This is a genomic window from Psychromonas marina (assembly GCF_030161115.1).
Taxonomy (GTDB): Bacteria; Pseudomonadota; Gammaproteobacteria; order Enterobacterales; family Psychromonadaceae; genus Psychromonas; species Psychromonas marina.
Genome location: NZ_BSPQ01000001.1, coordinates 690,472 through 708,715 on the forward strand (window position 1 = coordinate 690,472; position 18,244 = coordinate 708,715).

General features: G+C 38.7%; 15 protein-coding genes. 5 read left to right on the plus strand and 10 right to left on the minus strand.

The window, feature by feature from the left end; genetic code table 11:
• The first annotated feature begins 48 nt into the window (after positions 1 to 48).
• Both QQK09_RS03295 and trmL read left to right on the plus strand, forming a co-directional pair.
• The gene (locus tag QQK09_RS03295) at positions 49 to 1,410 is read left to right on the plus strand and encodes an ATP-binding protein (RefSeq protein WP_284202691.1); all 1,362 of its coding nucleotides are present in this window, start codon (positions 49 to 51) and stop codon (positions 1,408 to 1,410) included.
• Positions 1,411 to 1,428: 18 nt separating this feature from the next.
• Positions 1,429 to 1,893 carry a tRNA (uridine(34)/cytosine(34)/5-carboxymethylaminomethyluridine(34)-2'-O)-methyltransferase TrmL gene (gene trmL / locus QQK09_RS03300; RefSeq protein ID WP_284202692.1) on the plus strand — a complete coding sequence of 155 codons (465 nt, stop codon included), beginning with the start codon at positions 1,429 to 1,431 and terminating at the stop codon, positions 1,891 to 1,893.
• Between the two features lie 223 nt (positions 1,894 to 2,116).
• On the opposite strand, the gene QQK09_RS03305 is transcribed toward trmL, so the two are convergent.
• The 6 genes from QQK09_RS03305 to QQK09_RS03330 form a co-directional block, all read right to left on the minus strand.
• Positions 2,117 to 3,502, minus strand: a complete 1,386-nt coding sequence (locus tag QQK09_RS03305; protein ID WP_284202693.1) for a transporter substrate-binding domain-containing diguanylate cyclase — start codon at positions 3,500 to 3,502, stop codon at positions 2,117 to 2,119.
• Positions 3,502 to 5,232, minus strand: coding sequence for a single-stranded-DNA-specific exonuclease RecJ (recJ, locus tag QQK09_RS03310; RefSeq protein WP_284202694.1), 1,731 nt, complete (start codon positions 5,230 to 5,232; stop codon positions 3,502 to 3,504). Before recJ ends, QQK09_RS03305 begins: the two co-directional genes overlap by 1 nt.
• Before the next feature lie 61 nt (positions 5,233 to 5,293).
• Positions 5,294 to 6,031, minus strand: coding sequence for a bifunctional protein-disulfide isomerase/oxidoreductase DsbC (gene dsbC / locus QQK09_RS03315; protein ID WP_284202695.1), 738 nt, complete (start codon positions 6,029 to 6,031; stop codon positions 5,294 to 5,296).
• A gap of 130 nt (positions 6,032 to 6,161) precedes the next feature.
• Positions 6,162 to 7,214 carry a DUF2955 domain-containing protein gene (locus QQK09_RS03320; RefSeq protein WP_284202696.1) on the minus strand — a complete coding sequence of 351 codons (1,053 nt, stop codon included), beginning with the start codon at positions 7,212 to 7,214 and terminating at the stop codon, positions 6,162 to 6,164.
• Positions 7,204 to 8,343 (minus strand): HlyD family secretion protein, encoded by a 1,140-nt coding sequence (locus QQK09_RS03325; RefSeq protein ID WP_284202697.1) that lies wholly within the window; start codon positions 8,341 to 8,343, stop codon positions 7,204 to 7,206. Before QQK09_RS03325 ends, QQK09_RS03320 begins: the two co-directional genes overlap by 11 nt.
• On the minus strand, positions 8,336 to 9,433 hold the full coding sequence (locus QQK09_RS03330; protein ID WP_284202698.1) for an AI-2E family transporter: 1,098 nt from the start codon (positions 9,431 to 9,433) through the stop codon (positions 8,336 to 8,338). The genes QQK09_RS03325 and QQK09_RS03330 overlap by 8 nt, the downstream gene beginning before the upstream one ends.
• 304 nt (positions 9,434 to 9,737) lie before the next feature.
• Here QQK09_RS03330 and QQK09_RS03335 point away from each other — a divergent pair, with 304 nt between their 5' ends.
• Complete coding sequence (locus tag QQK09_RS03335) at positions 9,738 to 10,430, plus strand: potassium channel family protein (protein ID WP_284202700.1); 693 nt, start codon at positions 9,738 to 9,740, stop codon at positions 10,428 to 10,430.
• A gap of 6 nt (positions 10,431 to 10,436) precedes the next feature.
• A complete protein-coding gene (locus QQK09_RS03340; protein ID WP_284202701.1) occupies positions 10,437 to 11,267 on the plus strand; it encodes an S-adenosylmethionine decarboxylase in 831 nt (276 codons plus the stop codon).
• A gap of 176 nt (positions 11,268 to 11,443) precedes the next feature.
• Here the strand turns inward: QQK09_RS03340 and QQK09_RS03345 are convergent, their stop codons facing one another.
• From QQK09_RS03345 to QQK09_RS03355, 3 genes are all read right to left on the minus strand, one after another.
• Positions 11,444 to 12,124: an SIMPL domain-containing protein gene (locus QQK09_RS03345; protein ID WP_284202702.1), complete on the minus strand. Its 681-nt coding sequence runs from the start codon at positions 12,122 to 12,124 to the stop codon at positions 11,444 to 11,446.
• A gap of 138 nt (positions 12,125 to 12,262) precedes the next feature.
• Positions 12,263 to 13,339: a class II fructose-bisphosphate aldolase gene (fbaA, locus tag QQK09_RS03350; protein WP_284202704.1), complete on the minus strand. Its 1,077-nt coding sequence runs from the start codon at positions 13,337 to 13,339 to the stop codon at positions 12,263 to 12,265.
• A gap of 126 nt (positions 13,340 to 13,465) precedes the next feature.
• Complete coding sequence (locus QQK09_RS03355) at positions 13,466 to 14,638, minus strand: phosphoglycerate kinase (protein WP_284202705.1); 1,173 nt, start codon at positions 14,636 to 14,638, stop codon at positions 13,466 to 13,468.
• Positions 14,639 to 15,080: 442 nt separating this feature from the next.
• Between QQK09_RS03355 and QQK09_RS03360 the strand changes: the two genes are divergently transcribed.
• Positions 15,081 to 17,330 (plus strand): bifunctional diguanylate cyclase/phosphodiesterase, encoded by a 2,250-nt coding sequence (locus tag QQK09_RS03360; RefSeq protein ID WP_284202706.1) that lies wholly within the window; start codon positions 15,081 to 15,083, stop codon positions 17,328 to 17,330.
• Between the two features lie 8 nt (positions 17,331 to 17,338).
• Here the strand turns inward: QQK09_RS03360 and QQK09_RS03365 are convergent, their stop codons facing one another.
• Positions 17,339 to 18,229, minus strand: a complete 891-nt coding sequence (locus QQK09_RS03365) for a LysR family transcriptional regulator (RefSeq protein WP_284202707.1) — start codon at positions 18,227 to 18,229, stop codon at positions 17,339 to 17,341.
• Positions 18,230 to 18,244: the final 15 nt, after the last annotated feature.

Sequence of the window (18,244 nt, forward strand, 5' to 3'; positions counted from 1 at the left end):
GACAGTAAGGTAATATGGGCATCATCGTACTTTTATAAGGATCGCGCTGTGCAATGGAAATCTACTAACTCTCTTTTTGCCAAAATATTTGCCGCATTCTGGTTATTAATCGCTTTACTGATTAGTGCATTAATCCTTTTACCACAACTAGATAGTAGACAGCTACAGCCGATTAAGACCGCTGGCTCAGAATTAATTCTGTATCAATCATCAAAACTAACATCCTTACTTGATAAAAATCCGCTATTAGGCAGCCGTTCTATTTTGCGTTTATTAGCAAATAATAACGATTCAGATCAACATACTGAGGTATTTTTAACCGATACCACAGGGCACCTTATCAATGCGACCGCACCACGTAAAATTCGCCAATTTATGCTGGATAGCCAATCCCCCCAAAAACCATTACAAAAAATTAATACCTATAAAACTTATTATGGACCACGCCTACTAGTACACAATCAACATGAATATCTGATATATATTTCCACACCCAATCAGAAAAAATCACTCGAGCTAGTAGAGTGGTTACTAGATAACCCTCTGCTACTTATATTCACCGGTATTCTCGTTACGATGCCTATTTGCGCCTTTTTTGCGTGGCATTTAACATTACCTTTGCGTCAACTACGTATTATCTCAACCAAAGTAGCGCGTGGTGAATTAGATATTCCTTTTCCGGAAATAAAAAATAGTGATGAATTCACTATGCTGGCAAAATCGATGCAATTGATGGTGCGATCATTAAAAAATATGCTTAATAACCAGCAGCGTTTATTAAGTGATATCTCCCATGAATTACGCTCCCCTTTAACGCGACTGACGTTAGCTGTTGCCATTACCAAAAAACATACGGGTGATACAAAGGAGTTACAACGCATTGAATTAGAAGCTGAGCGGATGGAGCAAATGATTGCTGAGATGCTTAACCTTTCACAGATTCAATTACATCAAGCTAAAAAAGAAGATCTTGCACTTGATGATTTTTTAGAAGATCTCTTTTTAGATGCACAATTTGAAGCTAACGAATATAGTAAAACCTTCAGTTACCCAACTCTTAGCAAGGTATCTATCAATATTTATCCAGAGCTCGCTTATCGCGCAATTGAAAATATTATTCGTAATGCGATCAAGTATGCTAAACAACAGATCTCGGTCAAGATTCACATTACCCCGCACACTATCACGCTAACAATTAGTAACGATGGCCCGCTTATTCCAGAAAAAGAATTAGATAATATCTTCCGCCCTTTCTATCGGCTCAATGAGTCACGAGAACGCGAAACCGGTGGCGCAGGATTAGGGCTAAGTATTGCTGAAAACGCGATATTTAAACATGGGGGTAAAATTTGGGCAGATAACCTTGGTAATCAGGTATCGATGCATTTACAATTCCCCCGATTTAATTAATTGATAAACTGAGAAACCATGATTGAAATTGCACTGTTTGAACCTGAGATCCCACAAAATACTGGGGCAATTATTCGCTTATGCGCTAACACAGGCTGTGCTCTGCATTTAATTGAGCCTTTAGGATTTGATTTCAATGAAAAAAGAGTTCGCCGTGCGGGCTTGGATTATCATGAAATAGCGAATATTCAACATCACAAAAATTACGAGGCTTTCTTAGAAGTTGTAAAAGGTAAACGTATTTTTGCCTGTACTACTAAAACAACTACTTTTCATAGTAATGCTAATTTTGAAAGTAACGATGTTTTATTATTTGGACCTGAAACGCGCGGATTACCGAGTGAAATTTTAGAGGCACTGCCTTTAGAACAAAAATTACGTATTCCAATGCAACCTGAAAGTCGCTCTATGAACCTTTCTAATGCAGTATCAGTATTCGTGTATGAAGCATGGCGTCAACTTGACTACAGCGGTGCAGTATAATACCAAAGGAACTAATAAAGTGGTCATTCTTGCTGGTTAAAATTATCCCTAACTGCGTTGTGAGTTTTGAAGTGAGAACAACTATCTCCTGCAACTCACGCCTTATTAGTAATAATTTTTCCTACGAAAACTCTGATCACCTATTAAATTCCATTGGTATAAACGTTCATTGTTAAGCTCAATAAAGAGTTCATCTACTCTTTATTGAGCTCAGATAGCCTAATTATTTAGGGCACTGCAATGATGCCTCTAAGCGCCCTAGACAGCTATCCCAAGACTCAATCGCCTTATATTCAACAACACCTAGACACGCCGTTTTTTTACCAACATTTAGAAAGATCGCCTGAGATATTTCCTGCCTTAAGTTTTCTGCTAAACGATGTGCTTTTGTTAAATCTGCATCGGGACAAATAACAATAAACACCCTATCGCCCCATCGACCAAGCATATCTTGGTGACGAATATTATCTTTAATTAAGAGAGAAAAGTGTTGCAGCAGTTTATCGCCTATCTGATAACCATACTTATTGTTAATCTTCTTAAAGGCATCAATATCAACCATAATTAAACTAAAGGTACTATTCTCATGCTGGCTTTTTACAACCTGCTCTGAAAGTAGTTGGCCCAAGTAAAGGCGATTATAAGTATTGGTTAACTTATCTCTTTGAGAAAGCTTGGTTAATAACTTAGTTTGTTTTTTTAACAAATAATTACGATATAAAATAAAAGCGATTAAAAACAGTGTCGCCATTATAAATAGGCGTACCATCTCCGATGAGTAACGATCAACATATTTATATTTAACCCAGCGAGAAAGGATCTCATGACGTTCTTGCTTACTCTCATGACGTTTTATTTTATCAATAATACTCCACAATACCGGCTCATTACGATTTACAAATAGAGTTAACTCCATATCTAACTCGGTGATACCGGCAATGCGTAACTCATATAATCCAAGCTCAGCCATTTGATAACTTGCCACCGTCATACTCATTAGCGCCACATCAAACTGTGCTTCAGCAACACCAACTAGCGCTTCGCTAATCTCTTCAATTTCAATAAAATCAACCTCTGGAAAAGCTTGCTTAATTTTATTGCTATAACCCGCAGTACCGATAAGCGCAACGCGTAGATCCTTGACCGTTGTGAGATCGGGTATATATTGCATCGTTTCACGTGCAATGATCACGATAGGGCTTTTTATGGTGCTATAGGTTTCTCGGTAATTTTTTTCAAGAATCGGATTAGACGCACTGGCAGAGATAATATCAACTTGCTGATCCTCTGAAAATTGTACTGAATGCAACCATGAAGCTGTTTTACTCACCTCAAAATTCAGCCCAGATTTTTCTGTTATGAGATTTAAAATTTCAGCAACAATACCTAGGTATTTACCATTTTCATCAAAGCCTTCAAAGGGAAACCAAGACGCATCACCAATCATAGTGACAGATCTGTTTTCCTGTATCCAAGCAAGTTCTTGCTCGGTTAGCTGCAACGCACTTTGCTCACTATTTATTTCTAGTGTCGCAGGTGATTGTTCAGCGAAAAGCGAGGATGTAAATAATAAAAAAAACACCATAATGGTAGTGTAAACGTAATGCATCAAAAATCCTTGTTTGGCACCTGTAATAACTCAATTAATAGCTGTACTGTTCGATTACCTCGAAACTCATTAACATCCAGACGATACGCACAAAACACCTCTTTTACCATAGGGTTAGGCCATGTTTTTAGGTCGATATTAAAGGCAATGGCATCGATTGCTTTTCCTTCAACTTCTAATACCATTTTAAGGTGTTTTTCACCGACTAATCGTTGTTGTAGTAGTTTGAAGTTACCATCAAATAACGGCGCAGGGAATGCTTGCCCCCAAGGGCCAGCTTCACGTAGCTCTTGCGCTTGCTCGATATTGATTTGCGCCCCATTTAACTGCCCATCGGAAAGTAATACATTGGTTAAAATGGCTTCATCAACTTGCTCATCTAGGGTTTCATTAAGTGTATCAGTGAAGCACCTAAAATCACTCTCTTTGATAGATAAACCAGCCGCCATTGCATGACCACCAAATTTTAAAATAACACCGGGGATTTTCTTATCAACAAGATCCAACATATCACGGATATGGATCCCTGGAATTGACCTTGCTGAAGCTTTAATTTCGCCTTCATTTCCTTTTGCAAAGACAAATGTCGGACGGTAATAGCGTTCCTTAATACGTGAAGCTACCAGACCAATTACGCCTTGATGCCATTCAGGATCAAACAGGCAGATCGCGTGTGGCATATTACTTTCATCAAGCTTAAGCGTTGTTAGCGTTTTTAACGCTTCTTCTTGCATCCCTTGCTCAATTTCTCGGCGAGACTGGTTCAACGCATCCAACTCATTAGCCATAATATTAGCTTGCATCGGATCATCACATAATAACAAGTCAACGCCATAGCTCATCTCATCAAGGCGCCCTGCTGCATTTAACCTTGGCCCTAATGAAAAACCTAAATCACTGGCAACTAGCTGTGCTTGATTACGTTTAGCCACGCTGATTAGCGCACTAATGCCTGGGCGACAAATACCAGCACGAATACGTGCAAGCCCCTGCTGTACGAGGGTGCGATTATTGGCATCTAATTGCACTACATCTGCAACAGTCCCCAATGCAACAATATCTAATAAGCTTGCAAGATTTGGTGCAGTACGTTGTGCGAAATAACCTTTCTCAGCAAGGAAAGCCCGCAATGCAAGCATCAGGTAGAAAGCGACGCCAACACCAGCCAAGTTTTTACTTGGGAAATCACAGCCAACTTGATTGGGATTCACAATAGCGTCAGCATCAGGTAACAGCTCAGCTGGAAGATGATGATCAGTCACGAGAACTTGTAAGCCTAATTTTTTAGCATGAGCGACACCACTCAAGCTAGAGATACCATTATCAACGGTCATGATTATCTCAGCCCCCTTCGCGATCGCTAAATCAACGGTTTCAGGCGTTAGTCCATAACCATAATCAAAACGATTCGGTACAAGGTAATCTATCTGTGTAAAACCAAGACTTCGAAAGGCGAGCATACTCAGCGCAGTACTCGTTGCACCATCAGCATCAAAATCACCGACTACAACAACTTTTTTAGCTGATAAAAGCGCTTGATATAGCAACTCACAGGCGCTATCAATGCCCTTTAATTGTTTGGCATGCAATAAGGTTTTAGTGCTGTTATCAAGTTCATGTTCACTAACCACACCACGATTTGCGTAAAGCTGCTTAAGTAAAGGAGAGCAAGGAAGGTTTAAAAAACTCGCATCGCTATGCGGTCTATTTTTTACTTGAATAGAGGCCATAAAAAACTGCACTGATAATTAAAATATGCGTGCAGTTTATATGAAAAAAAATTAAATTTCTTTAACCTTTAGAGCGTTCTAGCAGATCGAATAAACGCGGAGCAGGTAAGTAACCAGGTTGTAAAGTCCCATCTTCTAATACTAATGCAGGTGTGCCAGTAACACCAAAGAACTGACCTAATTCATACTGTGCTTGTATACTGTGATCACAGCTTTTTGGTTCAATCTGTTTACGCGCTTTAGCATTGTCCATTGCAAGTTTTGGATCATCAGAACACCAGATAGAAGCCATGGTGTTATATGCATTTGAGTTTATGCCGCCGCGTGGAAATGCTAGATAACGCACAGTAATACCTAATTGATTATAATCCGCCATCTCTGCATGTAACTTCTGGCAATAACCACAGCTAGTATCAGTAAACACAGTAACGACATGCTTCTCGTTTTGCGCTTTATATACAATCATCTCTTTTTCAAATGCTTTTAGTTTTTCTAAACGCAGCGTGGTTAGGCTTTTTTCAGTAATATTTTCCATTTTATTATCAAGGTCATAAATATTACCGTGTACTAAAAACTGCCCGTTTTGACTAACATAAAATACACCTCGGTTGGTCAATACTTCATATAAACTATCTACAGCTGAAGGCGTAATGGTGGTCACAGACATGTCTAGCATTGTCATTTTATTAGTAATTTTTTCAACAACGGCTTTATCGACGCTAGCTGCCATAGAAAAAGAGCTAAAAACAACCAGAGATAAGGCACCAATAAGGCGTTTTTTAAGAGGAGACAAGTGCATTTAAAAACCTATTTTCAAAGAGTAAAGTACCTTGATTATGCCTTATCTTTCAATAGATACAAAATTTTGCTGTGATTAATTCAATGACAACGAATAGAGCCAACAGCAAAAAGGTATTACTGTTAGTGTTCTAGTTCTTGGCTTCTGTATTAGCGATACCAAAATGTTCTAGTACCTTTAACATCACAACAATATAGGCGATTGCACCAGAAATAAGGAAAATGCGATTAAACAGAATTGCATTAAAGTCAGCCCCCGCAGAGACACTACTATTAAAGACCACTAACATCGCGATTAATGCCGAGCTGTAATACTTAGCTGTACTTTTTGTTGAAAAAATATTACGCGCAAAAAATAGCGTCGTCATCAGCAACAGTATCAAGTAAAAGTGATACTCAGGAACTGCAACCATCAACCAATAAAAGATCCACGCATAAGCCCCTCCCAGTAAGGTTGAAATCATCGAGTTCTTACCCGCATCAATCCCTGCGCTTAACTCTGGTTTCAAGATAAACATCGCTGCAAATACCATCACCAATAAATAATCGGTTAATACAAAGCTAATGCAGAGTGCGGCGATTGGAAATGTCACTAGCGCACTTTTCAACGCAAATTGAGCCGCAACCTTAGAGTATTTTTTTTGAAAGCCAGGTGGAGTAGGAAAAGCAGTAAACTGAGGATCAGGAAAAATAAAGTGCATCAACCAAATGATGGCAATCGTTAACCAACTTGAGTACACAAACCCTGCAGAAAAACCGATCGCGAGGCCTTCATTAGAGTTCGCGATCATCGGTAAAATCAAAATCGCAATGAGGCTCATCAGCGTTAACCAAAACGAACCACCGCGATTAAGATAATAATAGATATGAAATAGGGCTAACCCAAGCATTAAAATATAAGCGATCGGATACTGCAAAAAGAACAGTGAAAAAAGCAGTCCTAGTGCAAAAGCCTTTAAGGTATTAAACATATTATTCAAACTAACTTGTAGGCTTGGTTTAGGCAGGGGTAACGCTAATAACATACAACTGAAAATGGGTAATAAAAATGCCAATGGCCAATTGATACCATAAGCAAGTCCTGATGCGAACGTCACGCCAAAGGCAAAACGCAACTGGCGCATCCATGTCACATCTTGCTTAATTGCTTGCCAAAAACCAATTTTTTTCACCTCAATAGACATAAGACAACCAACTGAGGGCCCTTATCCATAACCAGCACATACTATTCACAAACCAGTTTTTTCCTGTATACACCTGTACATCGGCCTGCCCCCCTAACCTTAATGAACCTTTGGGCATGCTACCGACATCATCAAAGGTAATCATAACAGGGAAACGTTGCGCATCACGTAACCACCCTGTTGTCCCTTCGACACTGCTTAATCCGCCAATGGCATCGGGTGTGGTGCTATTTACCGCAAAACCAATACTACTAATTTTCCCGCTATAAATAACGCCGGGCTGAACATCCAGCGAAACTTCAACGGGGTTGCCGATTTGTAAGTTTGCTAAGTTATTCTCACGTAGGTTTACCTGCAGCCAAATATTATTAAACTCGACAAAGGTCATCACCGCTTGCCCTGCATTAGCATAAAAACCACTATCAACCTGCAAGTTGGTGATTCCACCATATGAAGGAGCAAAAACCAACGTACGACTTAAATTTAGTTGTGCCTGTTTAAGGTTGGCTATTGCACTGCGAATCCGTGGATTTTTATCACCTTCTGCACCAAGTGCTTGCTTGGCTTTATCTAATCCAGCCTCTGCGCTGCGCACCTGCGCTTTACCCTGCTTAATCGCTGCACGTGCTTTATCCCCTTCTGAAACAGAAAATACTTTCTGCTTTTCAAGCTCAAAAACGCGCGCACTTTGTGCTTGAATATGCTCTAAGTTTGTCTCTGCAACAACAAGTTGTGCCTGAGCGGTAACGACTGTCGCAACACCTGCACCGATCTCTTGTCCTGCAAGCTCTAACGAAGACTCTGCCGTTTCCACAGCAAGCTCATAGTCCGTGGGGTCAATCTGAAATAATCTTTCTCCCGCTTCAACAACTTGATCTTTTTCAACATAAACATCAGTGATACGACCAGAAACCTGAGGAACAACTGGCGTGATGTACGTTTGTACTCGTCCTTGATCAGACCATGGAGCATGTCGGTCTGCAATCACATACCAAACAAACACAAAAGCCACAACAACGAGCACTATTTTAGTAATTTTTCGCACCGGATCTTTACTCGCAATAACAGCTTTTTCTTTTGTTGGCTCTGCGCTTTTTTGTTCCTCTACCTTAGTATCATCTTCAGCCATTATTTTTCTCTTCTGTTTGATCTTCTAAGGCTTGCGCTGAAACATCACTATTTAACCACTTCATAAACAACTCATAGCCAAGCGCTAATACAATCGCACCAACAAATAATCCAATAATACCAGACATCATCATGCCACCAATCGCCCCGAGTAAGATGACCAACATAGGTGTTTCCATTCCTCGCCCTAAAAACATAGGTTTAAGGAAACCATCGCTGGCACTAACAATAATCGCATAGATCATAAAAATAACAGCCGGTGTCGTTTCTGCAACGGAGAAAACATAGGAGATAACAAAACCTAAAACCAAAATAGGTGGAAGTTGGGCAATCGCAAATACCAAAATGACTAATGACCATAATCCCCACGCAGGCACATCCATCACATACATCCCAAGTGCAGCGAGTAATGCTTGGATGATCGCAACGCCTAATACCCCCTGTGCCACGCTTCTAATCGTATCGCGCGCAAGGTCGGTATACTCTTTCCCCGTTTTAGCATCCGTTAATCGAGAGAAAATATTAATGATCACTCGGTAAGCGCTCTCAGCACTGGCAACAAAAACAGCTGAAATAATAATAGAAAGGACAAATTGCAGCACCGTTCCGCCAATACCCGCTATAGCGGAAAAAGCACTGGTAGCAATACTTTTAAGCTGAGGCAGATGGGTATTTAATGTATTCTCTAAATTCTTTGAGGCTCCATTCCAAAATGTATAGGTTTTCTCGCCAATTAAAGGCCACTCAGCAACACTTTTACTGGGTGCAGGAATGGTTAGTGCACCACTTTGGTATTGCTCATTAATGGTAACAGAAGTATCAATCAGTGAGTTTGATATCATCACCGTAGGGGTTATCAGGGCGGAGATTGCAATGACCGCATAAAGTGATGCTGCTAATTTACTCTTCCCACCAAGCAAATTTTTAAAACGTGTAAATAGCGGGTAAATTGCAACGGCAATGATAGCCCCCCATAAAACAGCCATCGCAAAGGGTTGTAAGATTTTCGCGCAAAAGTAGATGACAACAGCAACTAAGCTAACGCGTATAGCCGCTTCAATTACATTTTTTGTAAATAGAGTGTGTTCCATAGTTATATCCGTATAAATATATGATTGCCCTAATATTAGTCGCTAACACTCTGAATTGAAAACGATGAATCCACTTTTATTGATGTTTTTATATCAACGATGAGAGGTAACGGTGACAATAATCAATACGCTAACTATGATTGAGTCGCTGCGTTATTAGTTTCTTTCTTGAATAGAGTTTATTTCATGAAACAAATAATTTTAACTACGTTAAATTAGGCGCTTCATTTACAATTTAAAAACAGCTACCTAAATAATGTAAAAACAGTAAACTATCGTTAATATCACTTAAGCGAGACAAAAGATGCACGCCTTACTTCCTAGGAAACATATTACTGAAAAAGACAATTTTTCTTACCTGCTATTTAGCCTGTTTTTTATGTTACTTTCGAGCGCAGTCGTGGATCAATTTTTTGAACGCTCACTCCTAGGACAATCATTAGTTATTGCATTCACCGTTATTAGCATGGCTATTGGTGTATGGAGCCTACGTTCAAGTCGTTACGCTTTCAATAAAGTGATTGGCCTTATTGCCACAGCCTCCATTATCAGTACACTTGTTATTGCATTAGATAAAGCAGAGTTATCCTTTATCCACCTTTTCATCATGCTCTATTTTTTCATTATCACCCTCAAGCTTGCAGCCCAACAGGTACTTTTTTCCGGTCAAATCACCACCAATAATATTGTCGGCTCGATCTGTATTTTTCTCCTATTAGGTCTCATTTGGGTAGTCTTATACCTTTTACTTGCCGAGTTTATTCCAGGTGCATTTAGCGGCCTTGAATCTAAAACCTGGCAAGAAAACTTTCCCGACTTTATCTATTTTAGCTTTGTCACTTTAACCACTCTCGGCTTTGGAGATCTACTCCCAATTAACCCAATTGCTCGCTTTCTTGTTTATACAGAAGCGATTGTCGGAGTTTTTTATATGGCAATTGTCGTGTCGAGCTTAGTGAGTGCAGGCATTTCTGATATTCAAGCAAGAAAGAAATAATTAGCCATGTTTTACGAAGGCAGCGAAAAACGGTTAGAGATAACCACGACAATAAATTTATTAGCACTCGAGAACCAATTTTGGCAGGAGATGGTGAAGCAGGCAGGCGCTTATATTATCTCCTCTATCGAAAGTCCTCAGCTGAAAGCATTTTTATTATCAGAATCGAGTCTATTTGTTTGGCAAGATCGCTTACTACTGATCACCTGTGGTGAAACACATCTCATAAAGGCGTCGCTATTTTTCCAACAGAAGGTCGCACGTAAAGAGATTAGTTCGTTGCTTTTTCAGCGCCATCAAGCGTACTTTCCCGAGCGCCAAAAAAGCAGCTTCCAGCAAGATAGCCTTTTACTACAAAAGAAACTCAAAGGTGATAGCCATCATTGGAATGAAGATTATTGTGGGGATATTTTTCTTTTTGGTAATAATCAACAGCCCAAAGCAACTAAAAACATATTGATGTTACATGGCCTTAGCGGCCCTTTTTTCGAACAACTACAACTAGGTCAGGTACAGGCAGGGCAAGTTGCCTTACAACTGCAACTTGCGAAACACTTTAATGATTTTCAAATTGATCATTATAGCTTTGAACCAAAAGGTTATTCAATGAACGCGATTAATGGTGAGTACTACTTTACCGTACACATCACTCCTGAAAAATTAACCAGTTACCTTAGTTTTGAATCTAACTTAGCCACCGCTGAGATTGAACCCTTCAAGCAAAAACTGCTCTCGTTACTGCAACCTCAGCGTAGTTATCTAATGACCTTTTCCCCCTCAAAAGAACGATTAGAGATAGGTACTGAAGTGTTAATACCAATTACAGTAAATAGCTGATCTATTTTGCTGGTTAAAACAACTTACTTCTGCGTTGTAAGTTTCGCAAAGGGAACAACCATTTGCGTCAACTTACGCCTTGAATTAAGCTGTTTTTCCTGCGCAAAATTTAGATCACATAATTAATGTAATCGGTATAATGAACAGCCCTCTCATTCAGTGATCTGTTGATGACATTAAGGCTTAAGTAAAAACACACTTTCCACGCGATCATTTAAGGTGATATTTTTAGGTTTAATGGCGACCGCATCACTCTCCATCGCCATTGCACGCATTAATACTGGCTGAGGATGGTTACTCTGATAATTAACCGAATAAATCTTACCTAATTTAGCATCATATAATTGCGCTAAATCACCCGCTTTTTGCTTACTATCTAACACAGCAGCCTTACGCACTAATGCTTGCCATTGTTGCGTATCTTGTAAGCCATATCGCAATGGAGAGATAGCTTCAACCTGCGCATTCAGTAATGCATCTAAAAATTTATTGGTTTGATCAATTTCTGTTAAACGATAACGTAGCTGATGCGTCACTTTTACACCCAGTAATACGCGTTTATTTTTTTGATATTCATATTCAGGACGTGTGGATTGACTGATACTTTCGACTAAATTGATATCAAAACCTGCCTGCTTAAGATTAGTTAATGCGACGGCAATTTTTTGATCAACTTGCTGTTTGGCTAGTTCACCACTTTTATTAACAGCGCTCGGTTGGAACTCAATAATAACTTGATCCGCTTTAACCTCGAGTGATGCATTACCCGTCACAACGACATATGGGTCATCAGGAAAAGCATTAGCAAGTGTGGAAAATGAAAATAGTGACAGGGTAAATAATAATAGATAGCGCATAGGATTTCCTCAATAAGCATCTGTATCGACGCTTAACTCTGACACCTATATTAGGGATTAATTCAAAATTTAGGCAAAAAAAAGCCAGCAATTAAGCTGGCTTTATCTATTTATCTAACATCAACGCAATGCGTTAAATTATAGAACATCAACTGCGTTAAGGTCTGAGAATGCTTTCTCTAGACGTGTAACCATTGATGATTGACCTGCGCGTAACCAAACACGTGGATCGTAGTATTTCTTGTTAGGTGCATCTTCACCCGTTGGGTTACCGATTTGACCTTGTAAGAAATCACGGTTAGCAGCTTCGTAAACACGAACGCCATCCCAAGATGCCCACTGTGTATCAGTATCGATGTTCATTTTGATAACACCGTAACCAATAGACTCTTGAATTTCTGCTTCAGTAGAACCAGAACCGCCGTGGAATACGAAGTTTAATGCGTCAGCAGCAATACCGTGTTTTTCAGAAACGAATTTTTGAGAATCACGTAAAATTGTTGGAGTTAGTTTAACGTTACCTGGCTTGTATACACCGTGTACGTTACCAAAAGAAGCAGCGATAGTGAAACGTGGGCTGATTTTTGATAATTCAACGTATGCGTAATCAACTTCAGATGGTTGAGTGTAAAGTAAAGACTCATCCATATCAGAGTTATCAACACCGTCTTCTTCACCACCAGTACAACCTAGTTCGATTTCTAGCGTCATGCCCATTTTAGACATACGCTCTAAGTATTTAGCACAAGTTGCGATATTTTCTTCTAATGGCTCTTCAGAAAGATCGATCATGTGAGAAGAGAATAATGGAGCACCCGTTTCTTTAAAGTGTGCTTCAGACGCGTCTAGTAGTCCGTCAATCCAAGGAAGAAGTTTCTTAGCAGCGTGGTCAGTATGAAGAATTACTGGAACACCGTAAGCAGCAGCCATTGCGTGAACGTGCTTAGCACCAGAAACAGCACCTAGAATCGCAGCTTCATGACCTTCAAGTTTAAGACCTTTACCAGCGTTAAATACAGCACCGCCGTTAGAGAATTGAATTACAACTGGTGCTTTAACTTTAGCAGCAGCTTCAAGTACAGCATTGATTGAATCAGAACCAACAACGTTTACAGCAGGAAGTGCAAATTTGTTTTCTTTTGCAACAGCAAATACTTTTTGAAGATCATCACCAGTGATAACACCAGCTTTTACAACGTCTAAAATCTTAGTCATGAGATATATCCTATCTATTTATTTGAATTAAATTTGGTTTAATTTCGTGCGCTATTTTACACAAGTACAGTGTAAAAAAAACATTTAAAAAAAAGCGGGATTATATCCCGCTTTTTCTCAAATCATTTAGTCGTTTGCGCGTGCTTGAAGCATTGTTACAGCAGGTAACTCTTTACCTTCAACAAACTCAAGGAAAGCACCGCCACCTGTTGAGATGTAAGAAACATCTGCAGCAATATTGAACTTATCAATAGCAGCTAATGTATCACCACCGCCTGCAACAGAGAAGCCAGCTGATTCTGCAATCGCTTTAGAGATACCTTCAGTACCTGCTTCAAAGTTTTTGAATTCGAATACGCCAACAGGGCCATTCCAAAGAATTGTTTTTGCATCTTTAATGATGTCAGCAAGTACTTTAGTTGAATCAGGACCTAAATCGAAGATCATGTCGTCATCTTGAACGTCTGCAACGTTTTTGATTTCCGCTTCTGCATTTTCATCAAACGCTTTAGCACATGCAACATCAGTTGCTACTGGAATTGCACAATCTGTCATTAATTTCTGAGCAGTTTCAACTAAATCTGCTTCGTATAATGATTTACCAACGTTATGGCCTTGTGCCGCGATGAATGTGTTTGCAATACCACCACCAACAACAAGTTGGTCAGCAATTTTAGAAAGAGACTCAAGTACTGTTAATTTAGTAGAAACTTTAGAACCACCAACGATTGCCACTAATGGGCGAGCTGGGTTATCCATTGCTTTACCTAACGCTTCAAGTTCAGCAGCTAGTAAAGGACCAGCACATGCAACAGGAGCATAAACGCCAGCACCGTTAGTAGATGATTGCGCACGGTGAGCCGTACCAAATGCATCCATTACGTAAACATCACATAAAGCAGCTAGTTGCTTAGATAATGTTTCTTCATTTTTCTTTTCGCCTTTATTAAAACGAACGTTTTCAAGTACAACAACTTCACCTTCGTTAACTTCAAGACCGTTTAAGTAATCAGTCGCTAAACGAACAGGTACGTCTAATGCTTCATTTAAGTAATCAACAACAGGTTGTAGAGAGAATGCTGCATTTTCTTCAGCAGAAGCACCTTCAGTTGGACGACCTAAGTGAGAAGTGATCATTAATTTAGCGCCTTTTTCTAGGGCTAATTTAATTGTAGGAATAGAAGCACGGATACGCGCATCAGAAGTTACTTTACCATCTTTGATTGGCACGTTTAAATCTTGACGGATAAATACGCGTTTGCCTGCTAAATCTAGATCAACCATTTTCTTTACTGACATGATGTGTCCTTATTTAAATTTAAAACTATAAAATTCTGATTTACGCCCGGTCTATTTATAGGGCCTTAATGAACGCTTTTTATGTGCAATATTTGTGCATTGCATTATTGTTTCAGCGCGCATTATAAACGAAACTTTTTGTTACATCGATCACAATGGGCGTTAATTTACCTTTTTAATAGGGGGGAGCAGTTTGATTTACATCATTTTCTCTAACATTTTTTTAAAATAGGTTTATAAAATTAATTTTCACTGATCTTCACTTTAATCAAAGTGTGCTATAAATGTTTTATTTTTCAGATACATCGCACAATTGTATGATTTTTATTAACTTACTATTGTTAATTAACAGCAAACAATCACAATCAAACAAATCACATTAATTTTATATAAAAAACAACAACTATTTATTTATCTTTCTCTTAGCGAACGACTCGACTTAATGAATCAATTACTAAAAAAAACATGGCTGCTATTTTATACTATTGCTTTCGGCGGTCTCTTAATTCTCGCCATGTCGCTTTTTTCCAAGCAAGCAGAGCTTGAACACGATATAAAAGCGGAGCAGCGTTACGTCACAAAACTGTTTGATTCTCATGTTTCGTCTGCTTTCTCTCAGTTCGAATCTATGCTTGAATTGATTAGTTATGAGTCAATAGCACATCAAAATTTAAACCAGGAAATTATTAGTAATGTGCTATCAAAAAGCTCACTATTGATTGGATTTGCTTTATTTACCACCGATGGCAATGTTCAATCTGTGAGTGGTAATTTACAAACAGCTCATTTCTCTAATCTATTAACCAATGAAGAAACAAAGCAATCATTTAAACAAACGTTATCACAAGATGAAATGACGATTGGACGCCCCTATTACTTTAATGGCGTGAGAAAATGGATCATCCCGATTCGTAAGCGTATTGTAAATAATCAAGGTGAACTTATTGGCGTGATCGCATCTGCAATAGAGCTACAAACACTCGCTAAGCAATGGAATGATATCAGTACCGGAAAACGTATTATGCAAGCAACGCTCGATCATAGCTTTTATCGAATATTGCAGAGCAACCTCGCAGTTAATAAATACCGCCAAGTATTTGGCCTTCCCGTTCCAGAAAAGTATATTACCGCAGTAAAAGCGCAAATTGAACAACAAGGCCTGAGCCTTAATGATATCCGAAAATCTGGTGACGTTGTACAACTAAAGGTACAGTTTTCAGAAATGAGCAATGTAAACCTTTTGTATAATAAAGACTTAAATATTTGGTTCACCCTCATAGAGTCCAATAACTCATTACAGAAAATATTACTTCAACATCTCACTATTTATGGTGCGTTGTATCTATTTGTCATCGTTATTATCTTTTTTCTTTTTAAGTGGGTCAGTCGCATTGAAAGGCATAAGATAGCAGAACTGACTTACCGTGCAGAACATGACCTGCTAACGGGTTTATATAACCGTAGTATATTGGCCAATAGAGAAAGCAAATATCACCGAAAGAATCAGCCTTTCTCATTGCTCTATATCGACCTTGACCATTTCAAAAGTATTAATGATAGTTATGGTTATAGCTATGGTGATTTGATTTTAATAGAAGTAAGTAAACGGATAAGCAAAGCACTCAACAAGATCGATGATACCGCTATTCGCGTTAGTGCAGATGAATTTATACTCTTAATTGACTGTACTGATAAAGAAAAATTAAAGCAATACTGTCAAAACTTATTAGCAGAAATAAACCTTCCCTATATTGTTAATAATACTGATTTCAAAATTAGCGCATCAATAGGTATTGCACAAAGCCCCCTTAATGCGACATCGATTGAAACACTAATTAGCTATGCAAATAACAGTATGCTGATTGCCAAAAAATCGAAGAATTGTTATGTTTTCTTTTCTAAAAGAATTCACTTACAACTAATTAAAAAGATTGAAATAGAACAGGCATTACAAAATGCACTTGTTAAAAATGAGATCACACTGGTCTACCAACCACAGCTCAATGCTCAACATGAACTGTATGGTGTAGAAGCATTAGTGCGTTGGAATAATGAAAAACTAGGTATTATCTCACCAGAGATTTTCATCCCTATTGCTGAAAAAACAGGTCTCATGCCGGCGATTGGGGCTTATATTATGAACAAAGCAATGGCTGATATATCAACATTGCAATATAAGATGAAAAAGTCATTTAAACTATCAATTAATGTATCAGCTCGGCAATTTGTACAACTTAATTTTTTTGAAGCACTTTGTGATTGCTTGAATTGTTATAAATCGCCTTACATGGACATTACGATTGAAATAACAGAAAGTCTATTTATTGAAAATGTACAACGTTTACGCCCTATTTTTAAAAAAATGAAAGAGCAAAATGTTTCCCTTTCATTAGATGACTTTGGTACTGGCTACTCTTCTCTCAGCATGCTAAAAAATGTGCCGATTGATGAATTAAAAATAGACAAAAGCTTTATTGATTTCATCACTGATAATAAAAATGATCGTGCAATGGTTGAAAGCATTATAACCATGGGTAAAAATTTAGGGATGACGGTACTCGCAGAAGGCGTTGAAACAGAGAAACAAGTAACTATCCTAAAAAATAAAGGATGCGACCTTTATCAGGGCTATTATTTTTCAAAGCCACTAACACTAGATGCGTTAGAGGTTTTTATAGGCAACCCACGCTAGTATTGTCATCACTTTATTACGCCCTGTTGGCCTAGCGCGATAAAGTGACGTAGGTAATGAAGTGTCTTGTCTTGTTTTTTCACGGTGGCATAAAGTGTTTTAAATAGCCCTTTTTCACCTAAACGCAGTTTACTAACGCAATACTGTTGTGCATAACTATCAGCAAGCCACTCAGGTAAGACACAAACTCCTCGTTGATGTGAAACCATCTGCAATATAATTGCAACGGATTCGAGCTGTTTATGTGCCTTAGGCTCGATATTATTGGGCCATAAGAATTGATTAAAAATATCTAAACGTTGTTTTTCAATTGGGAAAGTAAACAAGGTTTGATCCTGAAGTTGCTGCGCAGATACATGCAGTTGATTTGCTAATGCATGATTGTTTGCCACCAGCAGTACTTGCTCATATTCAAATAAAGGAACATTCGATAGATTCTCATTTTCACTAATATCAGGTGTGATAAGAAGATCAACATGATGATGTAGTAACCCCTCTAACCCCGAAAACTGGAACTGCCTAATAATATCGACATCTATATTTGGCTTATCTGTTAAAAAATTTGCAACCACTTTAGTTAACCATTCATGGCAAGGAAAACACTCCACGCCAATTCTTAACACCCCCTGTTGCCCTTCCCCTATCGCTTTCAATGAACTTTCTGTTTGTAATAATGCAGGCATTACCTGATGTGCCGTCTTTAATAATAACTCTCCTGCCGGCGTTAACCGTAATCGCCGCCCACAACGCTGCCATAACTTTACATTCAATTTTTTTTCAAGATGCCTGATCTGATGCGATAGCGCAGATTGGGTTAAAAAAAGCGCATCAGCGGCTTGTGTCAGCGTGCCTTTTTCATCCAGTGCAATCATTATTCTTAAATGTAATGGCTCGATCATTATGAACATATCTCA

What these genes read in the sequence shown, in the direction of transcription:
- QQK09_RS03330 (WP_284202698.1), bottom strand. Translation starts at nt 9,433, where the DNA reads ATGGAACACACTCTATTTACAAAAAATGTAATTGAAGCGGCTATACGC.
- QQK09_RS03340 (WP_284202701.1), top strand. Translation starts at nt 10,437, where the DNA reads ATGTTTTACGAAGGCAGCGAAAAACGGTTAGAGATAACCACGACAATA.
- QQK09_RS03345 (WP_284202702.1), bottom strand. Translation starts at nt 12,124, where the DNA reads ATGCGCTATCTATTATTATTTACCCTGTCACTATTTTCATTTTCCACA.
- trmL (WP_284202692.1), top strand. Translation starts at nt 1,429, where the DNA reads ATGATTGAAATTGCACTGTTTGAACCTGAGATCCCACAAAATACTGGG.
- QQK09_RS03335 (WP_284202700.1), top strand. Translation starts at nt 9,738, where the DNA reads ATGCACGCCTTACTTCCTAGGAAACATATTACTGAAAAAGACAATTTT.
- QQK09_RS03355 (WP_284202705.1), bottom strand. Translation starts at nt 14,638, where the DNA reads ATGTCAGTAAAGAAAATGGTTGATCTAGATTTAGCAGGCAAACGCGTA.
- recJ (WP_284202694.1), bottom strand. Translation starts at nt 5,232, where the DNA reads ATGGCCTCTATTCAAGTAAAAAATAGACCGCATAGCGATGCGAGTTTT.
- QQK09_RS03320 (WP_284202696.1), bottom strand. Translation starts at nt 7,214, where the DNA reads ATGTCTATTGAGGTGAAAAAAATTGGTTTTTGGCAAGCAATTAAGCAA.
- QQK09_RS03305 (WP_284202693.1), bottom strand. Translation starts at nt 3,502, where the DNA reads ATGCATTACGTTTACACTACCATTATGGTGTTTTTTTTATTATTTACA.
- QQK09_RS03325 (WP_284202697.1), bottom strand. Translation starts at nt 8,343, where the DNA reads ATGGCTGAAGATGATACTAAGGTAGAGGAACAAAAAAGCGCAGAGCCA.
- QQK09_RS03365 (WP_284202707.1), bottom strand. Translation starts at nt 18,229, where the DNA reads ATGATCGAGCCATTACATTTAAGAATAATGATTGCACTGGATGAAAAA.
- fbaA (WP_284202704.1), bottom strand. Translation starts at nt 13,339, where the DNA reads ATGACTAAGATTTTAGACGTTGTAAAAGCTGGTGTTATCACTGGTGAT.
- QQK09_RS03360 (WP_284202706.1), top strand. Translation starts at nt 15,081, where the DNA reads ATGAATCAATTACTAAAAAAAACATGGCTGCTATTTTATACTATTGCT.
- dsbC (WP_284202695.1), bottom strand. Translation starts at nt 6,031, where the DNA reads ATGCACTTGTCTCCTCTTAAAAAACGCCTTATTGGTGCCTTATCTCTG.